The 23,906-nt window shown below is 75.6% G+C and carries 19 protein-coding genes; 8 read left to right on the top strand and 11 right to left on the bottom strand.

The features are described 5' to 3' along the window. Positions 1-31 precede the first annotated feature (31 nt). From ACWPWV_RS00440 to ACWPWV_RS00425, 4 genes are read left to right on the top strand one after another with little or no spacing between them, the layout of a single operon-like run. Positions 32-748 (top strand): EboA domain-containing protein, encoded by a 717-nt coding sequence (locus ACWPWV_RS00440; protein WP_454041040.1) that lies wholly within the window; start codon positions 32-34, stop codon positions 746-748. After that, a complete protein-coding gene (locus ACWPWV_RS00435) occupies positions 748-1,626 on the top strand; it encodes a TatD family hydrolase (RefSeq protein WP_454041039.1) in 879 nt (292 codons plus the stop codon). The genes ACWPWV_RS00440 and ACWPWV_RS00435 overlap by 1 nt, the downstream gene beginning before the upstream one ends. Before the next feature lies 1 nt (position 1,627). Beyond that, entirely contained in the window at positions 1,628-2,938 is a 1,311-nt protein-coding gene (gene eboE / locus ACWPWV_RS00430; RefSeq protein WP_454042778.1) for a metabolite traffic protein EboE, read from the top strand. Next, positions 2,935-4,353 carry an alkaline phosphatase family protein gene (locus ACWPWV_RS00425; protein WP_454041038.1) on the top strand — a complete coding sequence of 473 codons (1,419 nt, stop codon included), beginning with the start codon at positions 2,935-2,937 and terminating at the stop codon, positions 4,351-4,353. Before eboE ends, ACWPWV_RS00425 begins: the two co-directional genes overlap by 4 nt. A gap of 21 nt (positions 4,354-4,374) precedes the next feature. Here ACWPWV_RS00425 and ACWPWV_RS00420 read toward each other — a convergent pair whose 3' ends face one another. Together ACWPWV_RS00420 and ACWPWV_RS00415 are read right to left on the bottom strand one after the other, a co-directional pair. Continuing rightward, entirely contained in the window at positions 4,375-5,064 is a 690-nt protein-coding gene (locus tag ACWPWV_RS00420; RefSeq protein ID WP_454041037.1) for a DUF4241 domain-containing protein, read from the bottom strand. A 103-nt stretch (positions 5,065-5,167) separates the two neighbouring features. Beyond that, positions 5,168-8,800, bottom strand: a complete 3,633-nt coding sequence (locus tag ACWPWV_RS00415; RefSeq protein WP_454041036.1) for a S8 family serine peptidase — start codon at positions 8,798-8,800, stop codon at positions 5,168-5,170. Between the two features lie 293 nt (positions 8,801-9,093). Here ACWPWV_RS00415 and ACWPWV_RS00410 point away from each other — a divergent pair, with 293 nt between their 5' ends. After that, on the top strand, positions 9,094-9,789 hold the full coding sequence (locus tag ACWPWV_RS00410; protein WP_454041035.1) for a hypothetical protein: 696 nt from the start codon (positions 9,094-9,096) through the stop codon (positions 9,787-9,789). 4 nt (positions 9,790-9,793) lie between these two features. Here the strand turns inward: ACWPWV_RS00410 and ACWPWV_RS00405 are convergent, their stop codons facing one another. From ACWPWV_RS00405 to pnuC, 7 genes are all read right to left on the bottom strand, one after another. Next, a complete protein-coding gene (locus ACWPWV_RS00405) occupies positions 9,794-11,266 on the bottom strand; it encodes an AMP-binding protein (RefSeq protein WP_454041034.1) in 1,473 nt (490 codons plus the stop codon). A 28-nt stretch (positions 11,267-11,294) separates the two neighbouring features. Further along, entirely contained in the window at positions 11,295-11,948 is a 654-nt protein-coding gene (locus ACWPWV_RS00400) for a hypothetical protein (RefSeq protein ID WP_454041033.1), read from the bottom strand. After that, entirely contained in the window at positions 11,938-13,818 is a 1,881-nt protein-coding gene (locus ACWPWV_RS00395) for a hypothetical protein (RefSeq protein WP_454041032.1), read from the bottom strand. Before ACWPWV_RS00395 ends, ACWPWV_RS00400 begins: the two co-directional genes overlap by 11 nt. Continuing rightward, complete coding sequence (locus ACWPWV_RS00390) at positions 13,815-14,993, bottom strand: hypothetical protein (protein WP_454041031.1); 1,179 nt, start codon at positions 14,991-14,993, stop codon at positions 13,815-13,817. Before ACWPWV_RS00390 ends, ACWPWV_RS00395 begins: the two co-directional genes overlap by 4 nt. After that, positions 14,990-16,597, bottom strand: a complete 1,608-nt coding sequence (locus ACWPWV_RS00385; RefSeq protein ID WP_454041030.1) for an ATPase — start codon at positions 16,595-16,597, stop codon at positions 14,990-14,992. Before ACWPWV_RS00385 ends, ACWPWV_RS00390 begins: the two co-directional genes overlap by 4 nt. 86 nt (positions 16,598-16,683) lie before the next feature. Then, entirely contained in the window at positions 16,684-17,811 is a 1,128-nt protein-coding gene (locus tag ACWPWV_RS00380) for an AAA family ATPase (protein WP_454041029.1), read from the bottom strand. After that, positions 17,808-18,443: a nicotinamide riboside transporter PnuC gene (gene pnuC / locus ACWPWV_RS00375; RefSeq protein WP_454041028.1), complete on the bottom strand. Its 636-nt coding sequence runs from the start codon at positions 18,441-18,443 to the stop codon at positions 17,808-17,810. The genes ACWPWV_RS00380 and pnuC overlap by 4 nt, the downstream gene beginning before the upstream one ends. A 106-nt stretch (positions 18,444-18,549) precedes the next feature. Between pnuC and ACWPWV_RS00370 the strand changes: the two genes are divergently transcribed. Further along, positions 18,550-18,993 (top strand): OsmC family peroxiredoxin, encoded by a 444-nt coding sequence (locus ACWPWV_RS00370; protein WP_435737085.1) that lies wholly within the window; start codon positions 18,550-18,552, stop codon positions 18,991-18,993. Between the two features lie 132 nt (positions 18,994-19,125). On the opposite strand, the gene ACWPWV_RS00365 is transcribed toward ACWPWV_RS00370, so the two are convergent. Next, the gene (locus tag ACWPWV_RS00365; protein ID WP_454041027.1) at positions 19,126-20,169 is read right to left on the bottom strand and encodes an NAD-dependent epimerase/dehydratase family protein; all 1,044 of its coding nucleotides are present in this window, start codon (positions 20,167-20,169) and stop codon (positions 19,126-19,128) included. A gap of 41 nt (positions 20,170-20,210) precedes the next feature. Beyond that, positions 20,211-20,879: a TetR/AcrR family transcriptional regulator gene (locus ACWPWV_RS00360; RefSeq protein WP_454041026.1), complete on the bottom strand. Its 669-nt coding sequence runs from the start codon at positions 20,877-20,879 to the stop codon at positions 20,211-20,213. A gap of 169 nt (positions 20,880-21,048) precedes the next feature. Between ACWPWV_RS00360 and ACWPWV_RS00355 the strand changes: the two genes are divergently transcribed. Further along, complete coding sequence (locus tag ACWPWV_RS00355) at positions 21,049-21,732, top strand: hypothetical protein (RefSeq protein WP_454041025.1); 684 nt, start codon at positions 21,049-21,051, stop codon at positions 21,730-21,732. Further along, positions 21,729-23,867 (top strand): YhgE/Pip family protein, encoded by a 2,139-nt coding sequence (locus ACWPWV_RS00350; RefSeq protein WP_454041024.1) that lies wholly within the window; start codon positions 21,729-21,731, stop codon positions 23,865-23,867. Before ACWPWV_RS00355 ends, ACWPWV_RS00350 begins: the two co-directional genes overlap by 4 nt. Positions 23,868-23,906 lie beyond the last annotated feature (39 nt).

Genomic DNA, 23,906 nt, shown 5'->3' with positions numbered 1-23,906 from the left:
CCCCCGCCCCCGCCCACCCCCAGGAGGTGCCATGACCGAGGACCAGACCCCCCGGGTCGACGACGCGACCGGCAGCCCCGGCGACCGCTGGCTCGCCGACGCCCTCGCCGACGTCGCGCGCGACCCCGGCTCGGCCGCGCGCGCGTTCGCGGTCGCCGGCCGCAAGGTCGGACGGTCGGCCCGGCGCCCGGACGGCGACCCCGCGGGCGTCCTGCACGGCACCGTCGACGACGCCGCGCGCGCCGCGATCGTCGTGGCGCTCGCCGACGCGCTCGGACCGGGACGGCCCGCGGCGTTCGCCGCGCGGCTGGCGGACCTCTACCAGCACGGCGACACGGCGGAGCGCCGCGGCGTGCTCCGCGGTCTCGACGCCCTCGCGTCGCGCGGCGGGCTCGCGCCGGAGGTCGTGGCCGTGGGCGCCGACCTCGCGGCGGACGCCCTGCGCACCAACGACCAGAGCCTCGTCGCCGCGGCGGTCGGCCCGTTCGCGGCCGCGCACCTCAACCAGCACGCGTGGCGCCACGCCGTCCTCAAGCTCGTGTTCATGGGCGTGAGCCTCGACGCCGTCGCCGGTCTCGACGACCGCGCCGACGACGAGCTCGCGCGCATGGCCCGCGACTTCGCCGCGGAACGCCGCGCGGCGGGACGCGTCGTGCCCGACGACGTCGCGCGCCTCGCGCCCGACGTCGCCCCCGGACCCACCGAACCAGCGCACCCCGCGCCGTCGTCCAGCGAGAGGAGCGCCTGATGCGCATCTTCGACCCCCACATCCACATGACGAGCCGCACGACGGACGACTACGAGGCGATGTACGCCGCGGGCGTGCGCGCCCTCGTCGAGCCCGCGTTCTGGCTCGGGCAGCCGCGCACGAGCGTCGGGTCGTTCCTCGACTACTTCGACGCGCTGCTCGGCTGGGAGCGGTTCCGGGCCGCGCAGTTCGGCATCCGGCACCACGCGACGATCGCCCTGAACCCCAAGGAGGCGAACGACGCGCGCTGCCGCGAGGTGCTCGACGAGATCCCGCGCTACCTGCTCAAGGACGGCGTGGTCGCGGTCGGCGAGGTCGGGTACGACTCGATGACGCCCGAGGAGGACGAGGTGTTCGCGCGCCAGCTCCAGATGGCGCGCTCCGTCGAGCTGCCCGTCCTCGTGCACACGCCGCACCGCGACAAGCTCGCGGGCACGCGGCGGACCCTCGACGTCGTGCGCGAGTCGGGGCTGCCGTCCGAGCACGTGCTCGTGGACCACCTCAACGAGACGAACGTCGCGCTCGTGCTCGACGCCGGTGCCTGGGCCGGGTTCTCCATCTACCCGGACACGAAGATGGACGAGGACCGGATGGTCGCGATCCTCCAGGAGCACGGGACCGAGCGGATGATCGTCAACTCCGCCGCGGACTGGGGACGCTCCGACCCCCTCAAGACGCTCAAGACGGGTCAGGCGATGCTCGCCGCAGGCTTCTCGGACGACGACGTCGACCGCGTCCTGTGGCGCAACCCGGTGGAGTTCTACGGGCAGTCGGGCAACCTCGTGCTGGACCCCGTCCCGGGCTTCGTCGAGGGCGACCTGCCGACGCCGGGCGTCGAGTTCGAGGGCTCGTCCGTGCTGCGCGGTGCGCGTGCCTGAGATGCTCCTGTCCTACTGCACCAACGTCCACCCGGCCGAGGACCTCGACGGCGTCCTCGACCAGCTCGCGCGCTACGCCGCGCCCGTGCGCGAGGCCGCGGGCCTCGACGTGCTCGGGGTCGGCCTCTGGCTGCCCGCGGTGCTCGCGCACCGGCTCGCCGGCTCGCCCGGGGACCGGGACCGGCTCCGCGCGGCGCTCGCCGAGCACCGGCTCCAGGTCCACACGCTCAACGCGTTCCCGTACGGCGGGTTCCACGCCGACGTCGTCAAGCTCGACGTGTACACGCCCACGTGGGCCGACCCCGAGCGGCTGGCCTACACGCTCGAGTGCGCGGAGGTGCTCGCCGACCTCCTCCCCGACGGGGTCGACGGGTCGATCTCGACGCTGCCGCTCGCGTGGCGCGAGCCGTGGTCGGAGGCCGACGACGACGCGGCGACCCGCGCGTTCGCCGAGCTCTCGGCGGGCCTGCGCGACCTGGCCGAGCGCACCGGGAGGACCGTGCGCGTCGCGGTCGAGCCGGAGCCGGGGTGCGTGCTCGACACCGTCGAGGACGTCGTGGCGTGGCTCGCGGCGCGGACCGGCGCCGGCGCGGACGCGGACGTGGTCGCCGGGCGGCGCATCGACCCCGAGCACGTGGGCGTGTGCCTCGACACGTGCCATCTCGCGGTGTCGTTCGCGGATCCCGCGGCGGCGGTCCGGCGGATCACCGACGCGGGGCTGCGCGTGGTCAAGGTCCAGGCGTCGGCCGCGCTCCACGTGCAGGACGCCGCCGACCCGGCCGCGCGCGAGGCCGTCGCGCGCTTCTCGGAGAAGCGCTACATCCACCAGGTGCGCGAGCTCGCGGCCGACGGGACCGTGCTCGCCGCGGACGACCTGCCCGACGCGCTGGGCGACGTCCGTGCACCCGGCGCCGGGGACGGCGTCGGGCACGGGTCGCCCGACGGCGCGCTCCCGGCGGCGGGCCCGTGGCGCGTGCACTTCCACGTGCCGCTGCACCACGAGCCCGAGGCGCCGCTCGCGGCGACGACGGACGTGCTGCGCGCCGCGGTCGCGGCCGTGCGGGACGCGCCGCACGGCGACGAGGCCCACCTCGACGTCGAGACCTACACGTGGTCCGTGCTGCCCGAGGGCGCCGCGACCGACTCGCTCGTCGCGGGCATCGCGGCCGAGCTGCGCTGGGCGACGACCCACCTCGTCCCCGCCGAGAACGACCTGAAGGACGTCACGACGCCCAGAACGACCCCCACGTCGGGTTCGACGGCGACCGACGACGTGCTCGGCACCGAAGGTACGACCAGGAGGACCGCATGAAGCCCGTGCTGCTGCTCGACGTCGTCGGGCTCACCTCGACCGCGCTCGCCCACATGCCCCGGCTGCGCCAGCTCGCCGCGGGCGGCTGGCAGTCCGAGCTCGCGACGGTGCTGCCCGCCGTGACGTGCTCGGTGCAGTCGACGATGCTCACGGGCCTGAGCCCGGCGCAGCACGGGATCGTGGGCAACGGCTGGTACTTCCGCGAGCTCGGCGACGTCTACCTGTGGCGCCAGCACAACCGGCTCGTCGAGGGCGAGAAGCTCTGGGAGGCGGCGCGGTCGGCGCGCGACGGGTACAGCAGCGCGAACGTGTGCTGGTGGTACGCGATGGGCATGTCGACGGACGTCACGATCACCCCGCGCCCGATCTACCACGCCGACGGCCGCAAGTCGCCCGACGCGTACGTGCGCCCGCCGGCGCTGCACGACGACCTCGTCGAGCGGTTCGGCGAGTTCCCGCTGTTCACGTACTGGGGCCCGACGGCGTCGATCGCGTCGTCGCGCTGGATCGTCGACGCGACGCGGCACGTGCTGCGCACGCACGCGCCGGACCTCACGATGACGTACGTCCCGCACCTGGACTACGACCTGCAGCGGTTCGGGCCGAACGACCCGCGGGCCCACGCCGCGGCGGCCGAGCTCGACGCGACGCTCGCCCCGCTCCTCGACGAATGCGCGAACCAGGGCGTGACGGTGCTCGTGGTGTCCGAGTACGGGATCGCCGACGCCGACCGCCCGGTGCACCTCAACCGCATCCTGCGGCGCGAGGGGCTCCTCGAGGTCTACGTGCAGGACGGCAAGGAGCAGCTCGACCCGTGGGCGTCGCGCGCGTTCGCCGTCGCGGACCACCAGGTCGCGCACGTGTACCTCGGCGACCCGCAGGACACCGCGCTGCAGCGCAAGGTCGCCGACCTGCTCCGCACGGTGCCCGGCGTCGACGAGGTCCTCGACCGGGAGGCGCAGGCCCGCTACGGGCTCGACCACGAGCGGTCGGGCGAGCTCGTGGTCGTCGCCGAGCCGGGTGCGTGGTTCACGTACTACTTCTGGCTCGACGACGACCGCGCGCCCGAGTACGCGCGCGGCGTCGACATCCACCGCAAGCCGGGCTACGACCCTGCGGAGCTGTTCTTCGACCCGGCCGACCGGCTCGCCAAGGCCAAGGCGGGCCTCAACCTCGTCAAGAAGAAGGTCGGCCTGCGGTACGCGATGAGCACGGTGCCGCTCGACGCGTCGTACGTGAAGGGGTCCCACGGTCGCCTGCCGACGTCGTCGGCGGACACCCCGCTCGTCCTCTGCTCGGACGCGGAGGTCCCCGCGTCGATCGCGGGGATCGTCGCCTCCGACGACGCGCAGGTGCCGGCCGCGGCGATCAAGGGTCTCGTGCTGGAGCTGCAAGGACTCGGCGCGCGCGTCTGACCGCCGTCGTCCGCGCGTCGCCTACTCGTCGTCGGGACGCGGCGTCGCGACCAGGAGGTCCAGGTGCAGGGCGAGCACCGTGCCGTCGGCGGCCACGGTACGCACGAGCGGGTAGAAGCCGTCGCCCCAGCCGGAGTGCGCGAGGACGACGTTCTCGCCGTGGGGTGCACCCGGGAGGACGATGTTCGCGACGCCCTCGAACAGGTGCTCGGCGGAGTCGACGAGCGAGAACCAGCTCGTGTCCTCGCCGGAGTCGAACACGTCCTCGTACCAGTCGCCGTCGGGCATGAGCGTCGCCACGGCGGCGGCGTCGGCGAACGCCACGGTTCCCGCGTCGACGGGCACCCCGTACGCGGTCCCCTCCTCCGGCGCCCCGTCGGCACCCTCGGGGACGACGGGCTCGACGGTGGCCACCTCGCCGTCGGCGAGCACGACGCTCAGGTACGCCTCGCGCAGGTGCGAGCCGTCCTGCTCGTCCGAGACGTCGGCGACCGTGACGCGCACCGGGTAGCGGCCCGGCGCGACGCGGACGACGAGACCCTCGCCGAGCATCGTGAACGGGTCGGACGCCTCGATCCGCCCGCTCGGCACGACGAGCTCGCCCAGGTCGTGCACGGTGAGGGTGAGGTCGGGGCCGCCGTCGGGACCGGTCCCCGCGGCAGGGCCGGTACGCAGCGCGTGGAACGTCGAGGGAGTCGGGAAGTCGCTCATGCGAGCGAGAGTATCCGGCGGACCACAGCGGCCACGACGGACGACGGCGCCCGGTCCGTGGGGACCGGGCGCCGTCGGCGTGCCGTTGATCGTGCCGTGACGCCTACGAGCAGCTCAGCGCCTCGAACGCGGCGTCGTAGGACGTCGTGACCTCGGCGCCGTCGATCTCCGCGGTCGCGTCCACGGTCACGGAGCCCGCCTCGACCGACGTGTCGCGGACGGGGAACGACTGGTAGGCGTTCTTGCCCTCCTTGACGTTGTTGAACGTCCGGTCCCCGTACGGCGTGGTGACCGCGATGTCCGCGCGGGCGCCGGACTCGTTGAGCACGCGGACGGCCACGTACGCCTTGCCCGCGAGGCACCGGGCCTCCGCGGTCACCGTGACGTCCACGGCGGCGTCGGACGTCGTGACGTCCACCGTCTGCCACCGCTTGCCCGGCGTGGCGTTGTGCAGGTGGAGCAGCAGGAGCTTGCCGCTGCCCTTCTCCGCGGCGGCCTCCGACCGGTGCACCGTGAGGGGGGCGTCGTCCGCGCCGACGTACAGCAGCTCGTCGTCGCCCTCGAACCAGTAGGCGGGGTCGTACGGGTCGCCCGTGAAGGTGTCCGTGGCGTCGACGAGGCCGTCCACGCTCGACGAGTACGGCGAGTAGGTCCGCACCTGGAACGTCGGCTCGTCGCCCGGCTCCAGGCCGAGCGTCTCGATGCTCATCGGGAGGACGACGACGTTGTTGTCGAAGACGGAGGAGTCGACGTCGCCCCAGAGGAGGTTGACCGGGAGGAGGTCGAGCGCGGTGCCTGCCGCGATCGGCTTGCCGCCCGGGACCGGGATGTCCTTGAGCGTGTACGTCACCGCGAGGGTGAGGTCGGTCTCGTCGAAGTACTTCTCGCCGACGACCTCGAAGTCCGCGGACCCGTCCGAGTCGACGTCGACCTCCACCGCCGGGACGGCGGCGGACCCGAGGGTCGCCCACTGCCCGTCGACGGCGATGCCGATGCCCACGTAGCCCGTCGACGGGTCCTTGCCGGCCGCCTCGAGCTGGGGCGCCGTCGAGGAGAACCCGACCGCGCGGATGTCGGTCGAGGCGATGGCGGTGGCCGAGGTGCCCTCCGACGCGTCGGCCTCGAGGCGCGGGCTCGTCGCCTTGAGCTCGAACGGCGCGAGCAGCGAGAACGACTTCTCGTCGGCCGAGACGAAGCCGCGGCCGTCGAGGTCCAGCTCGGCCGTGTCGGCCTGCGCGCCGAAGGTCACGGGCTTGGCCGTGAGGTCGCTGACCAGGCGCGGTGACGCCTGCACCGGCACGCGGAGCTCGCTCCCGCCGTCGGTCGGCGTGAGCACGACGCGCCCGCTGACCGAGGACACGAAGTCGCGCGGGACGCCGAGGCCGGAGTCGGCCGACGACGTCGGGTCGAGCGCCTTCGTGAGCGTCGCCGGGTCGGCCGTGAGGGTCACGGTGACGACCGTCTGCTGTCCGGCCGGGACGGTGATCGTGGCGGGCGTCACCGACACGCTCGCACCGCCGGCCGTGCTCGACGGCGTGAAGGCGGTCGCGTACGTCACCGCGGCGTCGCCCGTGTTGCGGACGGTCACGGCCTGGCGCTTCGTCACGGTCGTCGCACCGACGTCGACGACGCCGAACGCGACCGACACGAGGTCGGACGCCTGCGAGGCGTAGGCGAGCGTCGTGTTGCCCACCGCCTGGAGCGCGTCCACGCGCCCGGAGCCGACCCGCTCGGGCCCGTAGGCCACGCCGGTCCCGGAGGTGCCCGTGAACACGTCGTGCGTCGCGGTGTTCATGACCGACGTCTTGATCTCCTGCGGGCCCCAGCCGGGCTGGGCCTGCTTGACGAGCGCCGCGATGCCCGTGACGTGCGGGGCCGACATGGAGGTGCCCGACTTGATGCCCGCACCGTCGAGACGACCGGAGGCCGCGGAGGCGATGCCGGTGCCCGGCGCTGCGACGTCGGGCTTGACGACGCCGAGCGACCCGTGGACGCCGCGCGACGACCCGCTGTTGAGCGTGTCCGCGATCTCGGGGATCTCGACGAACGACGCCATCGCGTACGACGGCCCGATGGTCAGGACGACCGTGCCCGCCTCGATCGCGGGGCGCAGCGCCGCGTGGCTCGGACCGGTGAGCTGGGCGCCGGGGATGTTCTGGTTGCCGGCGATCCCGGCGACGAACGACTGCAGCTCGGACGACAGGAGCACGCCCAACGCTCCGGCCGCCTCGGCGTTGTTGAAGCGCGCGGCGCTGCCGCACTCGCGTGTCGCGTCGTCGTCGTCCCAGGAGAGGAACGCGATCTTCCCGGCGACCGCTGCGGCCTGCTCGGCCGTGTACGGCTGGCAGCCGGCGAAGTCGTCCGCGACGAACGCGACCGGCGCGGTGACGTCCTCCTCGCCGCGGTACTCGACCGAGTTCTGCGCCGCGTAGGTGCCGGCGAGCTCGGCCGGCTCGACGACCTCGACGGCGTCGAACGTCTGGGTGTTCCCGACGGAGTTCGCGACGGTCAGCGCCGTGCGGGAGTTGCCCGGGGACCCGCCGATGTCCGTGACGTCGCCCGAGTTGCCCGCCGAGTTGACGGACAGCGTGCCGAGGCGCGACAGCTGGTCGATGAAGAGGGTCTCCGGGTCGTCGGCGGGGGAGCCGGCAGAACCGAGCGAGAGGTTGACGATGTCGAGCCGGTCGGACAGGTCGCCGTCCTGGTCCGGGTCGGCCGCCCACTCGAGCGCGTCGACGACGACGCCGGTCGAGCCGCCGAGGTCGCCGAACACCTTGAGCGCGTACACGCCCGCCTCCGGCGCGGAGCCCGGCCCGACCTTCCAGTCGGCGATGTCGGTGAGCGTCGAGTAGTCGCCGTCGAACGTCGAGCCGTCGGCCGTGACGCCGTAGCCGGCGGCGGTGCCGGCGACGTGCGAGCCGTGGCCGGAGCCGATCGTGTCGAGCGAGTCGATGGGGTTCTCGTCGGGGGTCGGCACGAGCGTGGTGCCCTCGACCGTGCCGGAGGCGTCGTAGTCGTACCCCGCGAAGTCGTGACCGCCGAGGAACTTCAGCTCGTCGTACGTGCCCTCGGGGACCGGGCCGTCGCCGCGCTCCCCGTACGCCTCGTCGTAGGCCTCCTGCGTGCCCGGCCCGCCGAAGTCCGCGTGCGTGTAGTCGATGCCGGTGTCGATGATGCCGATCCGCACGCCCTCGCCCGTGAGACCCGTGCTCTGCCACGTCTCGGCCGCGCGCGTGAACAGGTCGGTGCCCTTGTTCGTGCGCTCCTTGGGGATGATGCGGTAGACCGTGACGACCTTGTCGTCGCGCGCGAGGTCGCGGACGCGGTCCGCGTCTCCCGTGACGACGACGCCCGAGACGAGCGTGCTCGTCACCGAGACCTGCTGCGGGTTGCGGGCTCCGGCGCTGCGCGCGGTCGCCTGCTGCGGGACGACGTCGTCCGCCAGCGTGGCGACCTCGGCCGCGTTGTCCTCGACCTCCCGCGGGCTCGCGCCCTGCGCCGCGAGGTCGACGCCCGAGGGCGCGTCGAGCTGCACGAAGGCCGTCACGGTGCCCCGGGCGGCGGCGAGCGACGGGGCGACCTTGTCCGTCGGCTCGAGCCCGGCGCCCCGCTCGACCGCCGAGCCGCCGGGGAGGTCCGGTGGTGGGGCGGCGGCGGCCGGCACGGCGGCGGCCGCGACGACCGCGAGCCCCGCGACCGCCGCGGTGAGGGAGACGGGCAGAGAACGGTGCTTCATCGACACTCATTTCCCCGGCTGGACCGGTGGGTGGAGGGGGAGCGTAAGTGGGCCCTGCGGGGGAGAGGCCGACCGGTCGGACGACAGCCCCCGTTGCACGGTAACCTCCCGAGGCCCTGGTTGCCCAGGGACAGCGTCTGCCCGGGTGGAGACAGGACGGTCCGCGGATCCTAGGATGCGGCCCGGGGGCACGGGACGACGCTGTCCCGTGGGAGTCCTCTTCCCGCGTCAGGTCCACGGGGCGCTTCACCGGGGCGCTTCACCGGGGGCGTGGCCACGCAGAAGGAGAAACCATGCAGCGACGACCGTCCCGCATCGTGTCCGCCGCGCTCGCGTCCGTCCTCGGCACCGCCGTGGCGCTCGCCGTCCCGGCCGTGGCGTCGGCCGCGGAGCCTGTCCCGACCGCCACGAGCCGGGAGCGCCCGGGCCCCGGAACCGCCTCGTCCACCGACGAGGTCTGCGCCGTGCAGGCGCAGCCCGTCGTCGTGGGCCAGGACCCGTCGCTCCTCCCGCCGACTCTGGTCGAGTGCTTCGCGACGCTCGAGGACGCGCTCGTGCACGTGACCGGCAGCCGGGTGCCCGCAGCGGCAGGCGTGGCCGCGGGCGACCGCGCGGGCGTCCGTGCCGCCGTGGACTCGGCGAACGCCCGGAGCGCGACCGACGCCCGGACCGCCGCCGCCGCGTCCTCGCTCGTGCTCGGCCTGGTCCACCGCGACGCGGGCTACAAGGGCGCCCAGACCCTCCTGTGGGGCAAGGGCGCCAACGGGTGCTTCACCGGCTCGACCTACGGCTTCCCGAACCTGGCGACCTTCCTGCAGAACAACGTCATCAGCTCGGCCGAGTCGGTCGCCGGGTGCTGGAGCACGTTCTACGACGCGTACAGCTACGCCGGCGACCGCCGCAACTGCACCCCGAGCTGCGCGACGATGGGGTCGATGGACAACCGGGCGTCCTCGATCGTGTACCGCCCGAAGGGCACGCTGGGCTGAGGCGTCACGCCGCGCCGCCGGGCACGTCGCTCGACCAGCGGCGAGCCCGGCCGTCGCCGAGCCGCGCGGGGCTCACCTCGTGCACGGTGACGGGCCGTCCGAGCAGCGTGCCGACCGCGGCCCCCGCCGCGTGCGCGGCCGCCGACCCCGCTCCTCCCCGGGCGTCGGGCACGACGTCGAGCACGACGTCCCCGTCGGCCTCCTGGTGGAGCTGCCACGCGGCCATGCCGTGGGCCTGGAGGTGCTGGGCGGCGTCGACCGACGGGACCCACGCGCCGTCGGGGCGCAGGTACCGCACGGGGGAGCGGCCCTCGAGGTCGTGGAGCTCGACGCGGCCCCCACGCCGGACGAGGCGCGCGTGGTCGCCCGTGCGGTAGCGCAGGAGCGGGAGGTAGGGGTTCTCGTCGACGGTGACGACGACCTCGCCGCGGTCGCCGTCGGGGGCCGGGGTGCCGTCGGCGGCGAGGACCTCGACCCACACGCGCCGGCCCGGCACGACGACGAACGGGCCGCCGTCGACGCGCGACGCGACGGCCCCGGTCTCGCGCAGGCCGTAGAGGTCCACCACCGGCACGTCCCACGTGGCGCGCAGGCGCGACCGTGCGACGTCGGAGAGGTGCGCGGCCCCGCTCACGAGCGCGACCGGGTGCACGTCGAGCCCGGCCTCGGCGAGCCGGGCGAGCGCGAGGAGCGGGAGCGGCGAGCTCGACACGACCTGTGGGTCCTGCGCCGCGAGGAACGCCTCGCGGTCGCCGGGCCGCGTCCACGCGCCGGGGTCGAGGTTGACGCGCGCCATGCTCGGCGCGGCGACGCCCGGTCCGCGCCGGAAGCCCGTCATCGCCGACGCGTAGGTGAACGCCTGCCGCTGGTCCAGGAGGTTCATCAGGCCGAGCCGGCCCGGCGCGGGCTCCCACGTCGCACCCGCGTCCGCGACGAGGTGCTGGAGGAGCACGAGGTCGGCCGCGACCGCCACGGGGTGCAGCGGGATGCGGACCGCGGCACCCGTGCTGCCCGAGCTGGTCCCCTCGAGCACGCGGCCCAGCGGCACGTCGACGGGGACGAACGACGCGACGTCGCGGCGCAGGTCGTCACGCGTGACGGGGGCGACGGCCGCCAGGGGCGAGGTGGCGTGGCTCTCCCCGCGGTCGCGCGCGCGCCGGTACCGCGGCACGACGGCGTGCGCCCGGGCCACGAGGTCCCGCACCCAGCCGGGCGGGTCGTCGGGCGCGACCTCGTCGGGCGCCGCCGCCGCGAGGCGTGCCGCGACGTCGTCGAGCAGGGGCAGGTCCTCGGCGCGCAGCCGGTCACCCGTGACGTGGACCCAGACGGGGGCCGCGGGGTGGCCCCGCACCGCGTCGAGGGCGTCGCGTCCTCGGGCGTCGAGCGTCGGCCAGCGCTCGGCGTCCGTGAGCGCGACCGCCTCGCCCACGGCGTACTCGTCGAGGGCGAGGTCCGGGGCGTCGTCCGGTGTCGTCACGTCGTGGTCTCCTGCGGGCTGGGTGCGGTCAGTAGTTGGCGTACTGCGCGGCGGCCTCCTTGGCGCGCTTCGCGGCCAGCTCGCGCGCGAGCTGCTCGGCCCGGCGCGCCTCCTCGGCCATCTCGCGCGCGATCCGCCGCTGCTCCGCCGTGCTCACGGCGGTCCACCGGTCCTGCGCGACCTCCGGGCTCTCGCCCGCGGGTCGCAGCCCCAGGTCGCGCAGCACGGCGCGCGCGAGCTCCTCGCGCGCCGACGGCTCGTGGACCCACGCGGTGGCGGTCCGCAGGGTCGCGAGCTCGGGCACGAGGCGGGACACGAGGTCGACGAGCGCGGCAGGTGTCGCGGCGGCCCGGAAGCCCGGCGAGGAGCGCAGGTGCTCGTCGCGCACGAGCCAGCACATCGTCCCGGCGAGCGCCGCGTACGGCGCGATCGCGCAGAGCGCGTCGACCTCGCGGCGCGTCGCGCCGCGCAGGACGCCGACCGTGCGCTCCCCGCCGAGGAGGTCGGCGGTGTCGCCGACGAGCGCCGCGGCCGCGGCCGCGGGATCGAGCACGTCCGGGGGCGTGTCGACGAGGCGGCGCACGACGTCGGCGAGCGGCGGGCCCTCGGCGGTCGGCGCCCCGGGGTCGCGCTGAGCAGGGGACGGACCGCGGGACGGGTCACGGGCCTGGTCACGCGCCACGGCGGGCTCCTTCGGGTCGGGCGGCTGCGCTCGTCGTGCCCCACAGCTCGCGGGCGAACGCGCGGGCGAACGCGACGAGGTCCTCGTGGGTGCGGACCGCGTGGACGCGGTAGCCGACGGCGTACCCCCGGACCCGGTCCGCAGCGGCGTCCGTCGTGTCGAGCACGAGCGTCCCGCCGCCTCCTGCGGCCGCGACCGAGCGCGCGGCGACGCTCTCGTGCGGGGCCACGAGTTCACGGCCGGCGCGGTCGCCCCACGCGACCCGGACGACGTCGTCGAACATGGACACGACGCCGTCGTCGGAGATGACGGCGACGTGGCACGGGCGCGTGCGGGTCGCGGGCGCCCCGTCGTGCGGGTCGCCGAGGTGCGTGCGCTCGAGCAGCGGCACGGGGAACGACGTGCCCCCGCCGAAGTGCGCGACCACCGCGTCGAGGACCCGGTCCTCGTCCCGCACGAAGCCGTCGGTGCCGGCGACCTGCTGCGGCCCGCTCCACGTCGTCGCCTGGACGCGGGCGCCCGCGCGCAGCGCCGAGAGCGCGAGGACGGCGCCGGCGAGGGCGATCGGGGCGACGGCGCGCGACGGGTCCGGCATGGACCCCGACGAGTCGAGGTACAGGTCGAGGTCCACGGGGACGCGGTCGGGCTCGTCGCCCGCGTCCTCGTCGACGGACCGTCGCACGGTCGTGTACCCGGGGACGACGACGGGCGAGCGCAGCAGCGAGCCCGTCCAGTCCACCTCGCCGAGGTCGTCGCCGACGTCCCACGGCTCGTGCGCGCCGAGCAGCGGCTCCGACGCGCGGACGTGCTCGCGCACGGGGAACGGCACGAGCAGCGGCGCCGCGTGCTCGCGGTACCAGCGCCGGGCCGACGCCGCGGCGTCCGACGTCAGCCCCAGCAGCCGCAGGGTCGCGTCGTAGTCCGCGGGCGCGAGGCTCTGCCCGCTCGCGTCGTGCGCGCCGGAGCCGTCGACGCCCGCGGACCGTCCCCCGTCCTCGTCGGCCGCGGGGTCGTCGGGCCCCAGGCCCAGGTCGCCGACGACGCGCGGGTCGAGCGCCGGGTGCCGCACCGGCGCGACGGCGCGCGGGTCGGTCGCGAGCCCGCCCGGGACGGAGCCGGCGACCTCGTCCTGCCCGCACACGACGCCGCGCAGCGCGGCGAGGCCGGCGTCCTCCCGCTCGTCGTCGGACGCGACCAGCGTGCGCAGCAGGGCGGCGAACCCGGCCGCACCGCCGACGGGGTCGTCCGCGTACGCGCGCACGAGGCGTGCGACGAGGGTCGCCTCGCGCTCGGCCACCGGGAGCCCGGGGGAGGTCAGGTCGCCGCGCGACAGGCCCCAGAGGAGCTCGTCGGCGCGCAGCACCGTCTGCATGACGACGCTCGTGGTCGGGGGACCGAGCGTGCGCCACACGGCCGCGAGGTCGACCCCGGCGCGGCGCTGCAGGCGGTCGTTGATGAGGAGGTCGCTCCACAGGTTGGCCGTGAGCGGCGCGAGGTGGTCGAGGTCGACGAGCCCTGCCCGCGTGCGCGCCACGAGGAGCGCGCTCGTCGTGAGGTCGCCCGGCGACAGCACGTGGTGACCCACCTCGTGGGCGAGGACCGCGACGGCGTGGTCCTCGAGCCCGGAGCGCACGACCTGGGCGAGGTCGACGTGGACGCCCACGCGCGTCGTCGAGAACCACGCGAACGAGCCGACGTCGGCGGGCGCCTCGCCGGGGCCGTGGAGCGTCGGCGCCCCCAGGCGCGTGTAGCGGCCCCACGCCGCGAGCGCCTCGGGCCACGCCGCCTGCCAGCGCTCGCGCAGCGCGGCGTACGGGTCGGGCTGCGCTCCGGGCCCACCGGCGGGACGGCCGTCCTCGCGGCCGCTCACCGGGTCCACCGGACGAGGAGGACGTCGTACGACCCGGTCCGGCTCAGCAGCAGGAGACGCCCCGACGGGGTGTCGACCGACGCCGAGCCGCTGATGTCCGCCAGGTCCTCGTCGCGCGCGGGCGCCGGGGCCCCGCCGCCCGCGCAGAGGACGCCGCCCGGGTCCTGCTGCGCGACCGCGTCCTCGCTGCGGAGGGCACGGGCGACGAAGGACCCGTGCACGTCCGCGACGAGCGTCCAGCCGACCGTCCCGCCGGCCGACGCCGTGCCGTCCGCCGAGCGCAGCGACCAGCGGAGCGCGGGGTGCTGCGGGTCCGCCCCGACGACGACCGCGGGGGAGAGCCACGGGCCGCCGAACCCGCGGAACCCGCCGAACCGGCCCAGCACGCGCGCCGGGCCGTGCACGCCCCGCAGCAGGACGGTCGGTTCGTCGCCGCGCCCCGGCCACCACCACGGGTCGGCCGCGTGCCGGTCGAGGACGGCCTCGAGGCCGGTCGCGCCGGCCGGCAGCGAGAGCGCCGCGCGCGCGACCGGGCCGGGAAGGCGGCGAGCGGCGTCGAGGGCGGCGTCGCGGTAGCGCACGAGGCCGCTGCGCCACGCCGCGACGAGCACGGCCCCGCGGATCGTGCCCGCCGGTCGGGGACCGGGCTCGACGGTGGGCGCGCCGCTCGCGCCCTCCCACCCCTGCTGTCCGCCGGTCGTCCGCTCGGAGGCGGCGACGACGCGCCGGGACCACGCCGCGACGTCGCCGGTGGGACCGGGCCCGCCGCCCACCGCGCGGGCGCCGTCGACCACGGCGGCGACGGTCACCGCGGGCGCGGTCGCGAGCCACGCCGTGAGACGCGGCGCGACCTCGAGGACGGCAGCACGCTCGGGACCGCCCGTGCGCCAGCGGCGCGCCGCCACGAGCCGCGCGGCGGCGTCGAGCAGCGCGTCGCACGTCGCGGCGAACGCCTCCGCGTCGAGCTGCCCGGCGAGGGGCTCGGCCGCCGTCGCGACGTCGTGCAGCGCGTCCGCGAGCACGGCCCGGTCCGCGCCGTGCGCGAGCGCGCGGGACAGCACCCCGTCGTACCGGTCCCGCGCCGCGAGGGCACGGGCGGCGAAGGCGGTGCTCCCGGCTGCCACGGCGGGCGCCGCGGGCGCGGGGAGCGGCACGGCGGCGTCCGGCACGGTCACGTGCCGCTCCAGCGCAGCCACGTGAGGTAGTTGGTGTACCGCTGGTGGGCGTACTTCAGCGCGAGCGCGTCCTCGTAGACGTGCCCGTGCAGCTTCGCGTGCTCCTCCCACGACGAGAGCACCTGCTCGATCCGCGCGAGGCGGCGCAGCACGTCGGCCTCGGGCAGGCCCTCCAGGCCGGCGGCCACGTCGGCGAGGATCTCGCCGACGTCGTCCTGGTCGTCGAGCCCCGCGGCGTCGTACTGGCGGCACGCGGTGTCGAAGAGGTCGCGGATCCACGACACGCGGTCGGAGCGCAGCGGCTCGCGGTCGCGGTCGTCGAACGGCGCGGACTGCAGGTCGGGCAGCAGCTTGTCGTGGAGCACGAACGGGAGCACCGCGCGCAGGTCCGCGAGGTCGACCTCGGCGTCGCCGCGGAAGTACGCCATCGCCTTCGCGTACGCGACGAGCGACTGCAGCGCGCGCACCGAGAGGCCGTTCAGCGTCTGCGCGCCGACGTCGCCCAGGCGGTCGCGCCCCGTGTCCGACGTCGCGACGAGGTGCGGGTCGACGCCCGCGACGCGCGCCGTGTCCTTCGTCCGGTACTCGAACTGCCACCCCGCGCGCTCGAGCACCTCGAGCTGGCTCGCGAAGAACTCGAGACGACGGCGGACCGGCTCGGGCAGAGGTACCGCGAGGATCGCCGCGTGCAGGCGGTCGTGCTCGGCGGCGTCGAACACGATCTCCGGCGGCACGTTCTCCTCCGGACGCACGCGCCGCTCGGCACGCGCGACGAGGTCGCCGAGGAAGCGGTTGTTGAACGGCATCGCGTGCACGACGACGTCGATCCGGTCCCGCAGCGCGTCGACCACCTGGTACGTGCCGCCGCCCGCGTCGTCGTTCGCCGTGAGGTACCAGGCGGCGTCGCCCGTCTCGTAGACCTGGTCGTACACCTCGACGTACCCGTCCGCGAGGACCGTGAGCAGCGCCGACTGCGTCCGCGTCGGGATGCGGTTGTACTCGTCGACGATCTTCACGCGCATGCCGAGCCACGACCGCCACGCGACGTCGACGTCCGCGAGGCTGTCCGCCTGCACGAGGTCCTTCGGCAGCGGTGTGCCGAACAGGTCCGAGACCGTGAGCTGCGGGTGTCCGTGCTGCATCGCGCGCCGCACGTCGCGCACCGGGTAGCCCGCGAGCACGCCCATGAGCACGGCGCTCGCCGTCTTGCCGCGGCCCGGCCCGCCGATCATGAGGCACCGCCCCCGCACCGCGAAGGTCAGCAGCGGCAGCAGGACGAAGCTCGAGTACGACTGGTCGCTCGGGAGGTTCAGGAGCGCCTTCGAGTCCCCGAGCCGAAAGCTCGTCTCGGGCGCACCGGGTGCCGAGAACTCGACGTCGTAGTGCGGGCTGATGATCGCGTGGTTGACGACCCAGAAGTACGCCTGCCGCAGCTTCTCGTCGAGCGGGAGCCCCGTGCGCGTCCCGCCGTCGGCGCCTGCCGTGTCGGAGACCGGCGTCCCGAAGAGGTCGTCGACCCCCAGGGCGAACGGGTCACGACCGTCCGTGCGGCCCACCGGCTGCGGCCGCGTCGGTGCGGAGGACACGTGCTCGAGATCGGTCACGGGCCGATCCTGCCACCCGTCCACCCCGCTCGTCGTCCGCCGCACCTCAGCAGCGGGCGATGACGGGTTCGACGCCGGGCCTGCCCTCAGAAGGCGTCGGTGCCGGCCTGGGGGAGCGGGTCGGCGACGAACCGCGGGGTCGCGAGCAGCGGCCCGACGGCGGCCAGGGCCAGGGCGAGGCGGGCCGCCCGGTCGCCGCGCACCTCGAACCACGGGACGCCGGGGCGGTCGCCGTCCGGGCTCGGCAGCTCCGCCGGGCCGAGGTGGTGGACGACGTCGGCCGGGTCCGCGAGGTGCGGCCCGGTCGCGGCGAGCACCTCGCGGAACCGGTCCTGCATCGCGTGGCGCACGTGCTCGCCGTCGCGCAGGCCGTCCTGGACGAACGGGATCTCGTCGCCCGTGAGGACGTAGAGATCGGGGCGACGGGCGGTTGCGAGCGCCTCGACCGTGGGGGAGCGGTGGCCGACGTAGCGCTCGTGCCACAGGGTCGTCGCGAGGACGTCGGTGTCGCAGACCAGCAGGGGGACGGGCGCTGTCGCGGCGGCGGCGTCCTCGCGCCGGGCCTGCTCGCGCGCGACGAGGTCGAACTCGGCCGTGTGCCACGGCGCCGTGAGACCGCCTGGTCGGTCCTCGGACCACTCGCGGCCGAACTCGAGGACCGGGTCGAGGCCGAGGTGCCCGGCGAGGTCGGTCGCGAGCGTCGTCGACCCCGTCGACTCGGCCCCGAGCACGACGACGCGCCGCACGTACCAGGAGCGCACGCCCGCCGGCAGCGCCCACCAGTGCGCGGCCGGGTCCGCGCGCACCGCGGAGCCGGACACCGGCAGGTTCCGACGGTCCGGGTCGACCTGGACCCACGTCGCGCCGAAACGTCGCGCGAGCTCGACGCCGTACCGGTCGGAGGTGAGCACCGCGTCGACGGGCGGGTCCTCCGGGTCGAGGAGCGCGTGCATGACCTTGACGTGCTCGTCCCACGCGTGGGGGTCCGCGTAGTCCACGGGCGCGTCGTCGAGGCCGTGCACGACGCGCGCCCCCGGGGCCTCGGCGCGCAGCCAGGCGGCGCGCAGCGCGGCGGGGATCGACTCGCGCGTCGACTCGAGCACCTCGACGGTGACGCGCTCGCACCGGGCGAGCGCGGTGCGCACGAGCTGGAGGTGGCCCGCGTGCGGCGGGTAGAACTTCCCGATGACGAGGCCGTGGGCGAACTGCCTCACCCGGCCGACCCCGCGTCGTCGGGCACGACGGCCACGCCCGGACCCGGCCGGACCTCGGCGGCGACCTCGGGGACGGTCTCGCGCCGCGCCGCCGACCACTCGCGCAGCCCCTGGACGCACAGGGCGACGAAGCCGACGTAGAGCACGGCGGTGAGCCACAGCCCCTGGCTCGCGTAGAGGCCCACGAGCACGACGTCCGTGGCGATCCACACCCACCAGTTCCCGATCCACTTGCGACCGAGCATGGTCTGCGCGAGCAGGCTCGACGAGGTGGTGAGGGCGTCCCAGAAGGGCACCGTGGAGTCGGTCCACGCGGTGAGGACCGCGACGAGCACCGCCGTGCACACGGCCGCCGCGACGATCCCGACCACCCACGCGGCGCGCGGCGTCCGGTGCACCACGAGCGCTCCCCGACCCGGCCCGCCGCGCAGCCACCAGTACCAGCCGAGCGCGCCGAGCACGAGGTACACGACCTGCAGACCCGCGTTGGCGTACAGGCCCGTGCCCGTGAAGAGCACGAGGAACACGACGTTGTTGGCCAGCCCGACGGGGAACGTCCACACGTTCTGCCGTACCGCGAGCCACACGCAGGCCGCGCCCGTGACGAACCCCAGGATCTCCTCGACGCTCACGGGCGCTCACTCTACGAGGCCGGGGTGCCGGGCGGCGCGGAGGCGGGTTACGGTCGGGACGAGCCCGGGCACGTCCCCGGGACCCCGACGTCGAAGGAGCATCCCCATGCCCACTCGTATCGCACGCACCGCCTGGAACGGCGGCCTGCAGGACGGCCAGGGCCAGGTCGAGCTGTCGAGCTCGAAGGTCGGCACGTACGACGTCTCGTTCCCGCGTCGCGCGGCCGACGACGCCGGCGGCGTCACGAGCCCCGAGGAGCTCATCGCCGCGGCGCACTCGTCGTGCTTCGCGATGCAGCTCTCCGCCGTGCTGGGCGAGGCGGGCGCCACGCCCGTCGCGCTCGAGGTCACGGTCGAGGTGGAGCTCGGCCCGGACCCGGCGGGCGGGTTCAAGATCCCGTCCATCGCCGTCACGGTCCGCGGCGAGGTCGAGGGCATCGACGAGGCCGGCTTCCAGAAGGCGGCCGAGACCGCCAAGGCGACGTGCCCCGTCTCGAAGGCGCTCGCGGGCGTCGAGTCCATCACGCTGGACGCCTCGCTCGAGGGCTGATCCCCCGCTCGTCCCGCTCCTCGAACCCGGGGTTGCCGGCCACCGACGTCCGTGGCGGCCGCGCAACCCCGGGTCCGGCGCGTCCGGGCGCGCGGGGTCCGGGCGCGCGGCGACCCGGCGGGACGTCCCGCGTCAGCGCGGCACGAGCGGCGGGGACGACGTCCCCGCGCCGTCGCGGATGCCCGTGACGAGCTCGGCGAGCGTGTCCTTCGCGTCGTGGACGGGTGCCCAGCGAAGCAGCCCGTTCGCGAACGTCGTGTCGAGCACGGGCACCCGCATCGCCATGTCGAGCCACCCCTCGCCGACCGGGACGAGCCGCGCGCGCCACGCGGCGGCGAGCGCCGTGCGCGCCGTGGCGAACGGGACCTCGCGCCACGAGCCGTCCGCGACGACGTCGGCGATGTCCTGCGCGGTGAGCACGGTCGGGTGGGCGACGTTGAACGGTCCGGGGTGGCGCCCGACGACGATGCGCGCGTAGGCGTCGGCGAGGTCGTCGGCGTGGACGACCTGGAGGCGGAGCCCGCCGGGCAGCGGCACGGTGGGGAGGGGCTCGCGGCGCAGCACGCGCGTCCCGAACGGTCCGAGGAAGTACCGCGAGATCTCCGACGCGGCGTCGCGCTGGAAGACGAGGGCCGAGCGCACGCGCGTGACGACGAGCCCGGTGTCGCGGTCGACCTCGTCGAGCAGCGACTCGACCGCGGCCTTGTCCTCCGAGTACGACGACCCGGGGATGCCGTCGGCCCGCCACGCCTCGGTGACGGGCTCGTCCCGCGCGTCGCCGGCGTAGGCGGCGGGCGCGTAGGCGCCGACCGAGGACGCCACCACGAGGTGCTGGACGCCGGCGCGGCGGGCGGCCGCGACGACGCGCCGCGTCCCCTCGACGTTGACGCGGCGCAGGTAGCGCCGGTCGTGGCTCGGCTGGATGGCCCACGCGAGATGCACGACGACGTCGGCGCCGGCGAACGCGGCGTCGAGGCGGTCGTCGGCGTCGCTCGCCGCGACGTCGGCGTAGCGCCAGGTCGCGGTGTCGTGAGGAGGGCGCACCGTGCTCGACCCGTCGGCACGCGGGACGCGTCGCGCGACCGCGACCACGGACGTCACGACCGGTTCCTCCGTGAGGCGGCGCAGCACCGCCGTCCCGACGTTCCCGCTCGCCCCGACGACCACCACGCGCATGTGCTGCCTCCCGCTCTCGCCCGGTCCCACCTGCCCCGACGCTAGCCCGCCGAGCCCGAGTTCGCGCGGGCGATGCCGAGCACGACGCCGCGCGCGGGCTCGGCGAGCTCCGGCACGAGGACGATCGTGCTCGCGAGGACGAGCCCCTCGATCTCCTGCCTCGTCAGGTCGCTGCCGCCGAGCCAGGCCGCGGTGACGTTCTCGACGAGCGCGACCCAGCCGCCCACGAGCAGGTGCCAGCGCGGCGTCGGCGTGGCGCCGGCGGTCGAGGCGGTCGTCGTCATGCGCAGGACGAGGTGCGCGCGGACGGCGTCGAGGGCCTCCTGGGTGGCCGGGTCGTCGCCGAGGGTGCCGCGCCACAGGTCCTGCCACACCCGGCGGCGTGACTCGACGGTGTCGAGGAACGCCGCGACGGCGCGCGCGGGGCGCTCGGCGAGGGGGCGGTCGTCGGGCGCGACGGTCGCGCGCTCGAGCTCGGCGACCGCCTCGAGGACGACGGCGCGGCGCAGTCCCGACGTGGAGCCGAAGTAGTGGAAGACCAGCGCCCTCGACGCCCCCGCGCCGGACGCGACGGCGGCGGGCGTGAGGGCGTCGAGGCCGTGCTCGTCGGCGACACGGGCGGCGGCGTCGAGGAGCTCGCGGCGCCGGTCGGCCGGTTCGCGCCGGGTGCGGCCGGGCGCCGGCCGGCCGGGCGCGGGGGTCGTGGTCATGCGTCTGTTCTACGCGGCTGTTGACTCCAAGTCAATATCGCTCGTACGCTGTTGACATTCAGTCAACGAGCGCCGCGGGTCATGCCCGGAGACGCTGCCGGAGGACCGGTGGCGCAGGCGGGCGGGGCGCGCACCGTCGGTGTCGTCGTCGCAGGAAGGATGTCCCGAGGTGCAGATCACCCTGACCGGCGTACGTGTCGACGGCCGGCGCGAGCCGATGCTCGAGCCCCTCGACCTGGAGTGGCGCACGGGCGAGGCCGTGCTCGTCGCGGGGGAGCCCGGCCACGGCCACACCGCGCTCGCGCTCGTCGCGACCGGACGGCTGGCTCCCGACGCCGGCACCGTCACGCTCCACGACCCGGCCGTCGCGCACCGGGAGACCTCGGCCGCCCGGCTCCGCGCGGCGAGCGCCGTCGTCGACGTGCCCGGCATCAGCGAGCCCGACGACGCGCTGACGGTGGCCGCCGTCGTCGCGGAGGGCCTCGCGCTCTCCGGGCGCCGGTCCCTGCCGACGGACGTGACGCGGTGGCTCGCGGAGCACTCGTTGACCACCGACCGCGGACGGCGGATCGACCAGGTCCCCGGCGTGGTCCGCACGGCGCTGCTCGCGGCGCTCGCGGCCGAGCGCGAGGGCGTGCGGTTCCTCGTCCTCACCCTGCCCGACCGGCACGGCGGCGAGCCCAGCGGGTGGTGGGAGGTCGCGCGGACGCTCGCCGCGTCCGGCCTGGGCGTGCTCGTCCAGTGCTCGCGCTCGTCCGCCCGGGACCTGGGCGTGGACCTCCCGCCCGCGCACGGCTCGTTCAGCACGCCGCCCGTCGTGGCGCTGCGCGTCGCGCCGGAGGTGGCCCGGTGACCGCGGTCCGCCTCGGCCTGTCCGAGCTGCGACGGCTCGCGTCGGGCACCATGCCGCGCCTCGCGATCCTCGCGATGGCGCTCATCCCGACCCTCTACGCGGGCCTCTACCTCTTCGCCAACCACGACCCCTACGGCCGGCTCGACGAGATCCCGGCCGCGCTCGTCGTGCTCGACGAGGGCACCACGACGACGGACCGATCGACGGACGGAGCGACGGGCGAGGCCGTCGAACGCGACTTCGGCCGCGACGTCGCGGACCAGCTCCTCGACGACGGCGGGTTCGGCTGGGTCGAGACGTCCCAGGTGGACGCCGAGTACGGCGTGCGGTCAGGACGCTACGACGCGGCCCTCGTCATCGGGCCGACGTTCTCCGCGGACCTCGCGTCGGCGGGCCGGTTCGAGCCGCAGCAGGCGAGCCTCACGCTCGTCACCAACGACGCCAACAACTACCTCGCGCGCACGATCGCCGACCAGATCGTCGGGAAGGTGCGCGACTCGATCGCGGCCCAGATCGGGACCGAGGCCGCCGACACGTTCCTGCGCGGCTTCGCGTCGATCCACACGAACCTCGCGGACGCGGTCGACGGCGCGGACCGGCTCCTCGACGGGTCGACCGAGCTCCGGGACGGGCTCGTCACCGCGGACGACGGCGCGCGCACGCTCGCCGACGGCGCGGCGCAGGCGGCCGACGGGGCGGCGACCCTGCGCTCGGGCGTGGGACCGCTCGCGGACGCGGCCCAGCAGCTCGACGACGGCGCGGAGCAGCTCGCGACGGGCCTCGGCACGCTGCAGGACGGGACCGCCGCCCTGCCGGACCAGACGCGGCAGCTCGCCGACGGGGCGGCGCAGGTCGCCGACGGCAACGCCCAGGTCGCGCAGTACGGAGAGCAGGCCGCGGACGCCGCGGCCCAGGTGCTCCCGGCCCTCGACACGGTCCGCGACGACGTGGGGACGGCGCTCGACGAGCGCCTCGGCGACCTCGTCGACCAGGGCGTGCTCACGCCGGACCAGGCCGACGCGCTCCGTGCCGACGTGCAGTCGCAGGTCGAGCCGGTCGTCGACGCGCAGCGCGAGCAGGTCCAGGGCGCGGTCGACCAGGTGCAGGGCGCGTCCGCGCAGCTCGACCGGCTCGCCGACGGCTCGCGGCAGGTCGCCGACGGGGCGAGCACGCTCGCCGCCGCGACGCCGCAGCTCACCGCCGGCATCGCGTCCGCTGCCGACGGCGCCGACCGCCTCGCGGACGGGACCGGGCAGCTCGCCGCGGCCACCCCCGACCTGGTGGACGGCGTCGGGCGGCTCGCGGACGGCACCGCCCAGGTGTCCGACGGCGCGAGCAGCCTCGCGGACGGCACGGCGCAGCTGCGCGACGGGTCGGGCGAGCTCGTCGACGGCGTCACCCAGCTCCGGGACGGGCTCGCGGAGGGCCTCGGCCAGGTGCCCGACCTCGACGAGCAGACGCGCCAGGACACCGCCGAGACGATCGGCAACCCGGTGTCGGTGCGGAACGAGGCGCTCGCCTCGGCGGGCACGTACGGGGGTGGCCTCGCGCCGTTCTTCCTCTCGCTCGCGACGTGGATCGGCGCGTACGTGCTCTTCCTCCTCGTGCGGCCGCTCTCGACGCGCGCGCTCGCGGCGGGCCGCTCCGGCCTCGCCACGGCGCTCGGCGGGTGGCTCACCCCGGCGGCGGTCGGCGTGGTGCAGGTCGCGGCGATGTTCACGGTGACGAAGTTCGCGCTCGACATCGACCCCGTGCACGGGGTCGGCACGGCCCTGTTCCTGGTCCTCGTGTCCGCGACGTTCGTCGCGATCCTCCAGGCGCTCAACGTGTGGCTCGGCGCCGCGGGCCAGTTCCTCGGGCTCGTGCTGATGCTGGTCCAGCTCGTCACCGCAGGCGGCACGTTCCCGTGGCAGACGATCCCGCAGCCGCTCCAGGGGATGCACCGGTTCCTGCCCATGACGTACGCCGTCGAGGGCCTGCGCCAGCTCCTCTACGGCGGGAGCATGGCGACGGTCGCGCGCGACGTCACCGTCCTCGCCGTCGTGCTGGCCGGCGCGCTCGCGCTGACGACGGTGGCCGCCCGGCGCCAGCGCGTGTGGACCCTCACGAAGCTCCAGCCCGAGCTCGTCCTCTGACCCGCCCTGCGACCGTCGGTGGCCCGACGTAGCGTGGCC

The organism is Cellulosimicrobium sp. Marseille-Q8652 (assembly GCF_965112045.1).
This window is presented reverse-complemented; position numbering and strand designations above follow the sequence as displayed.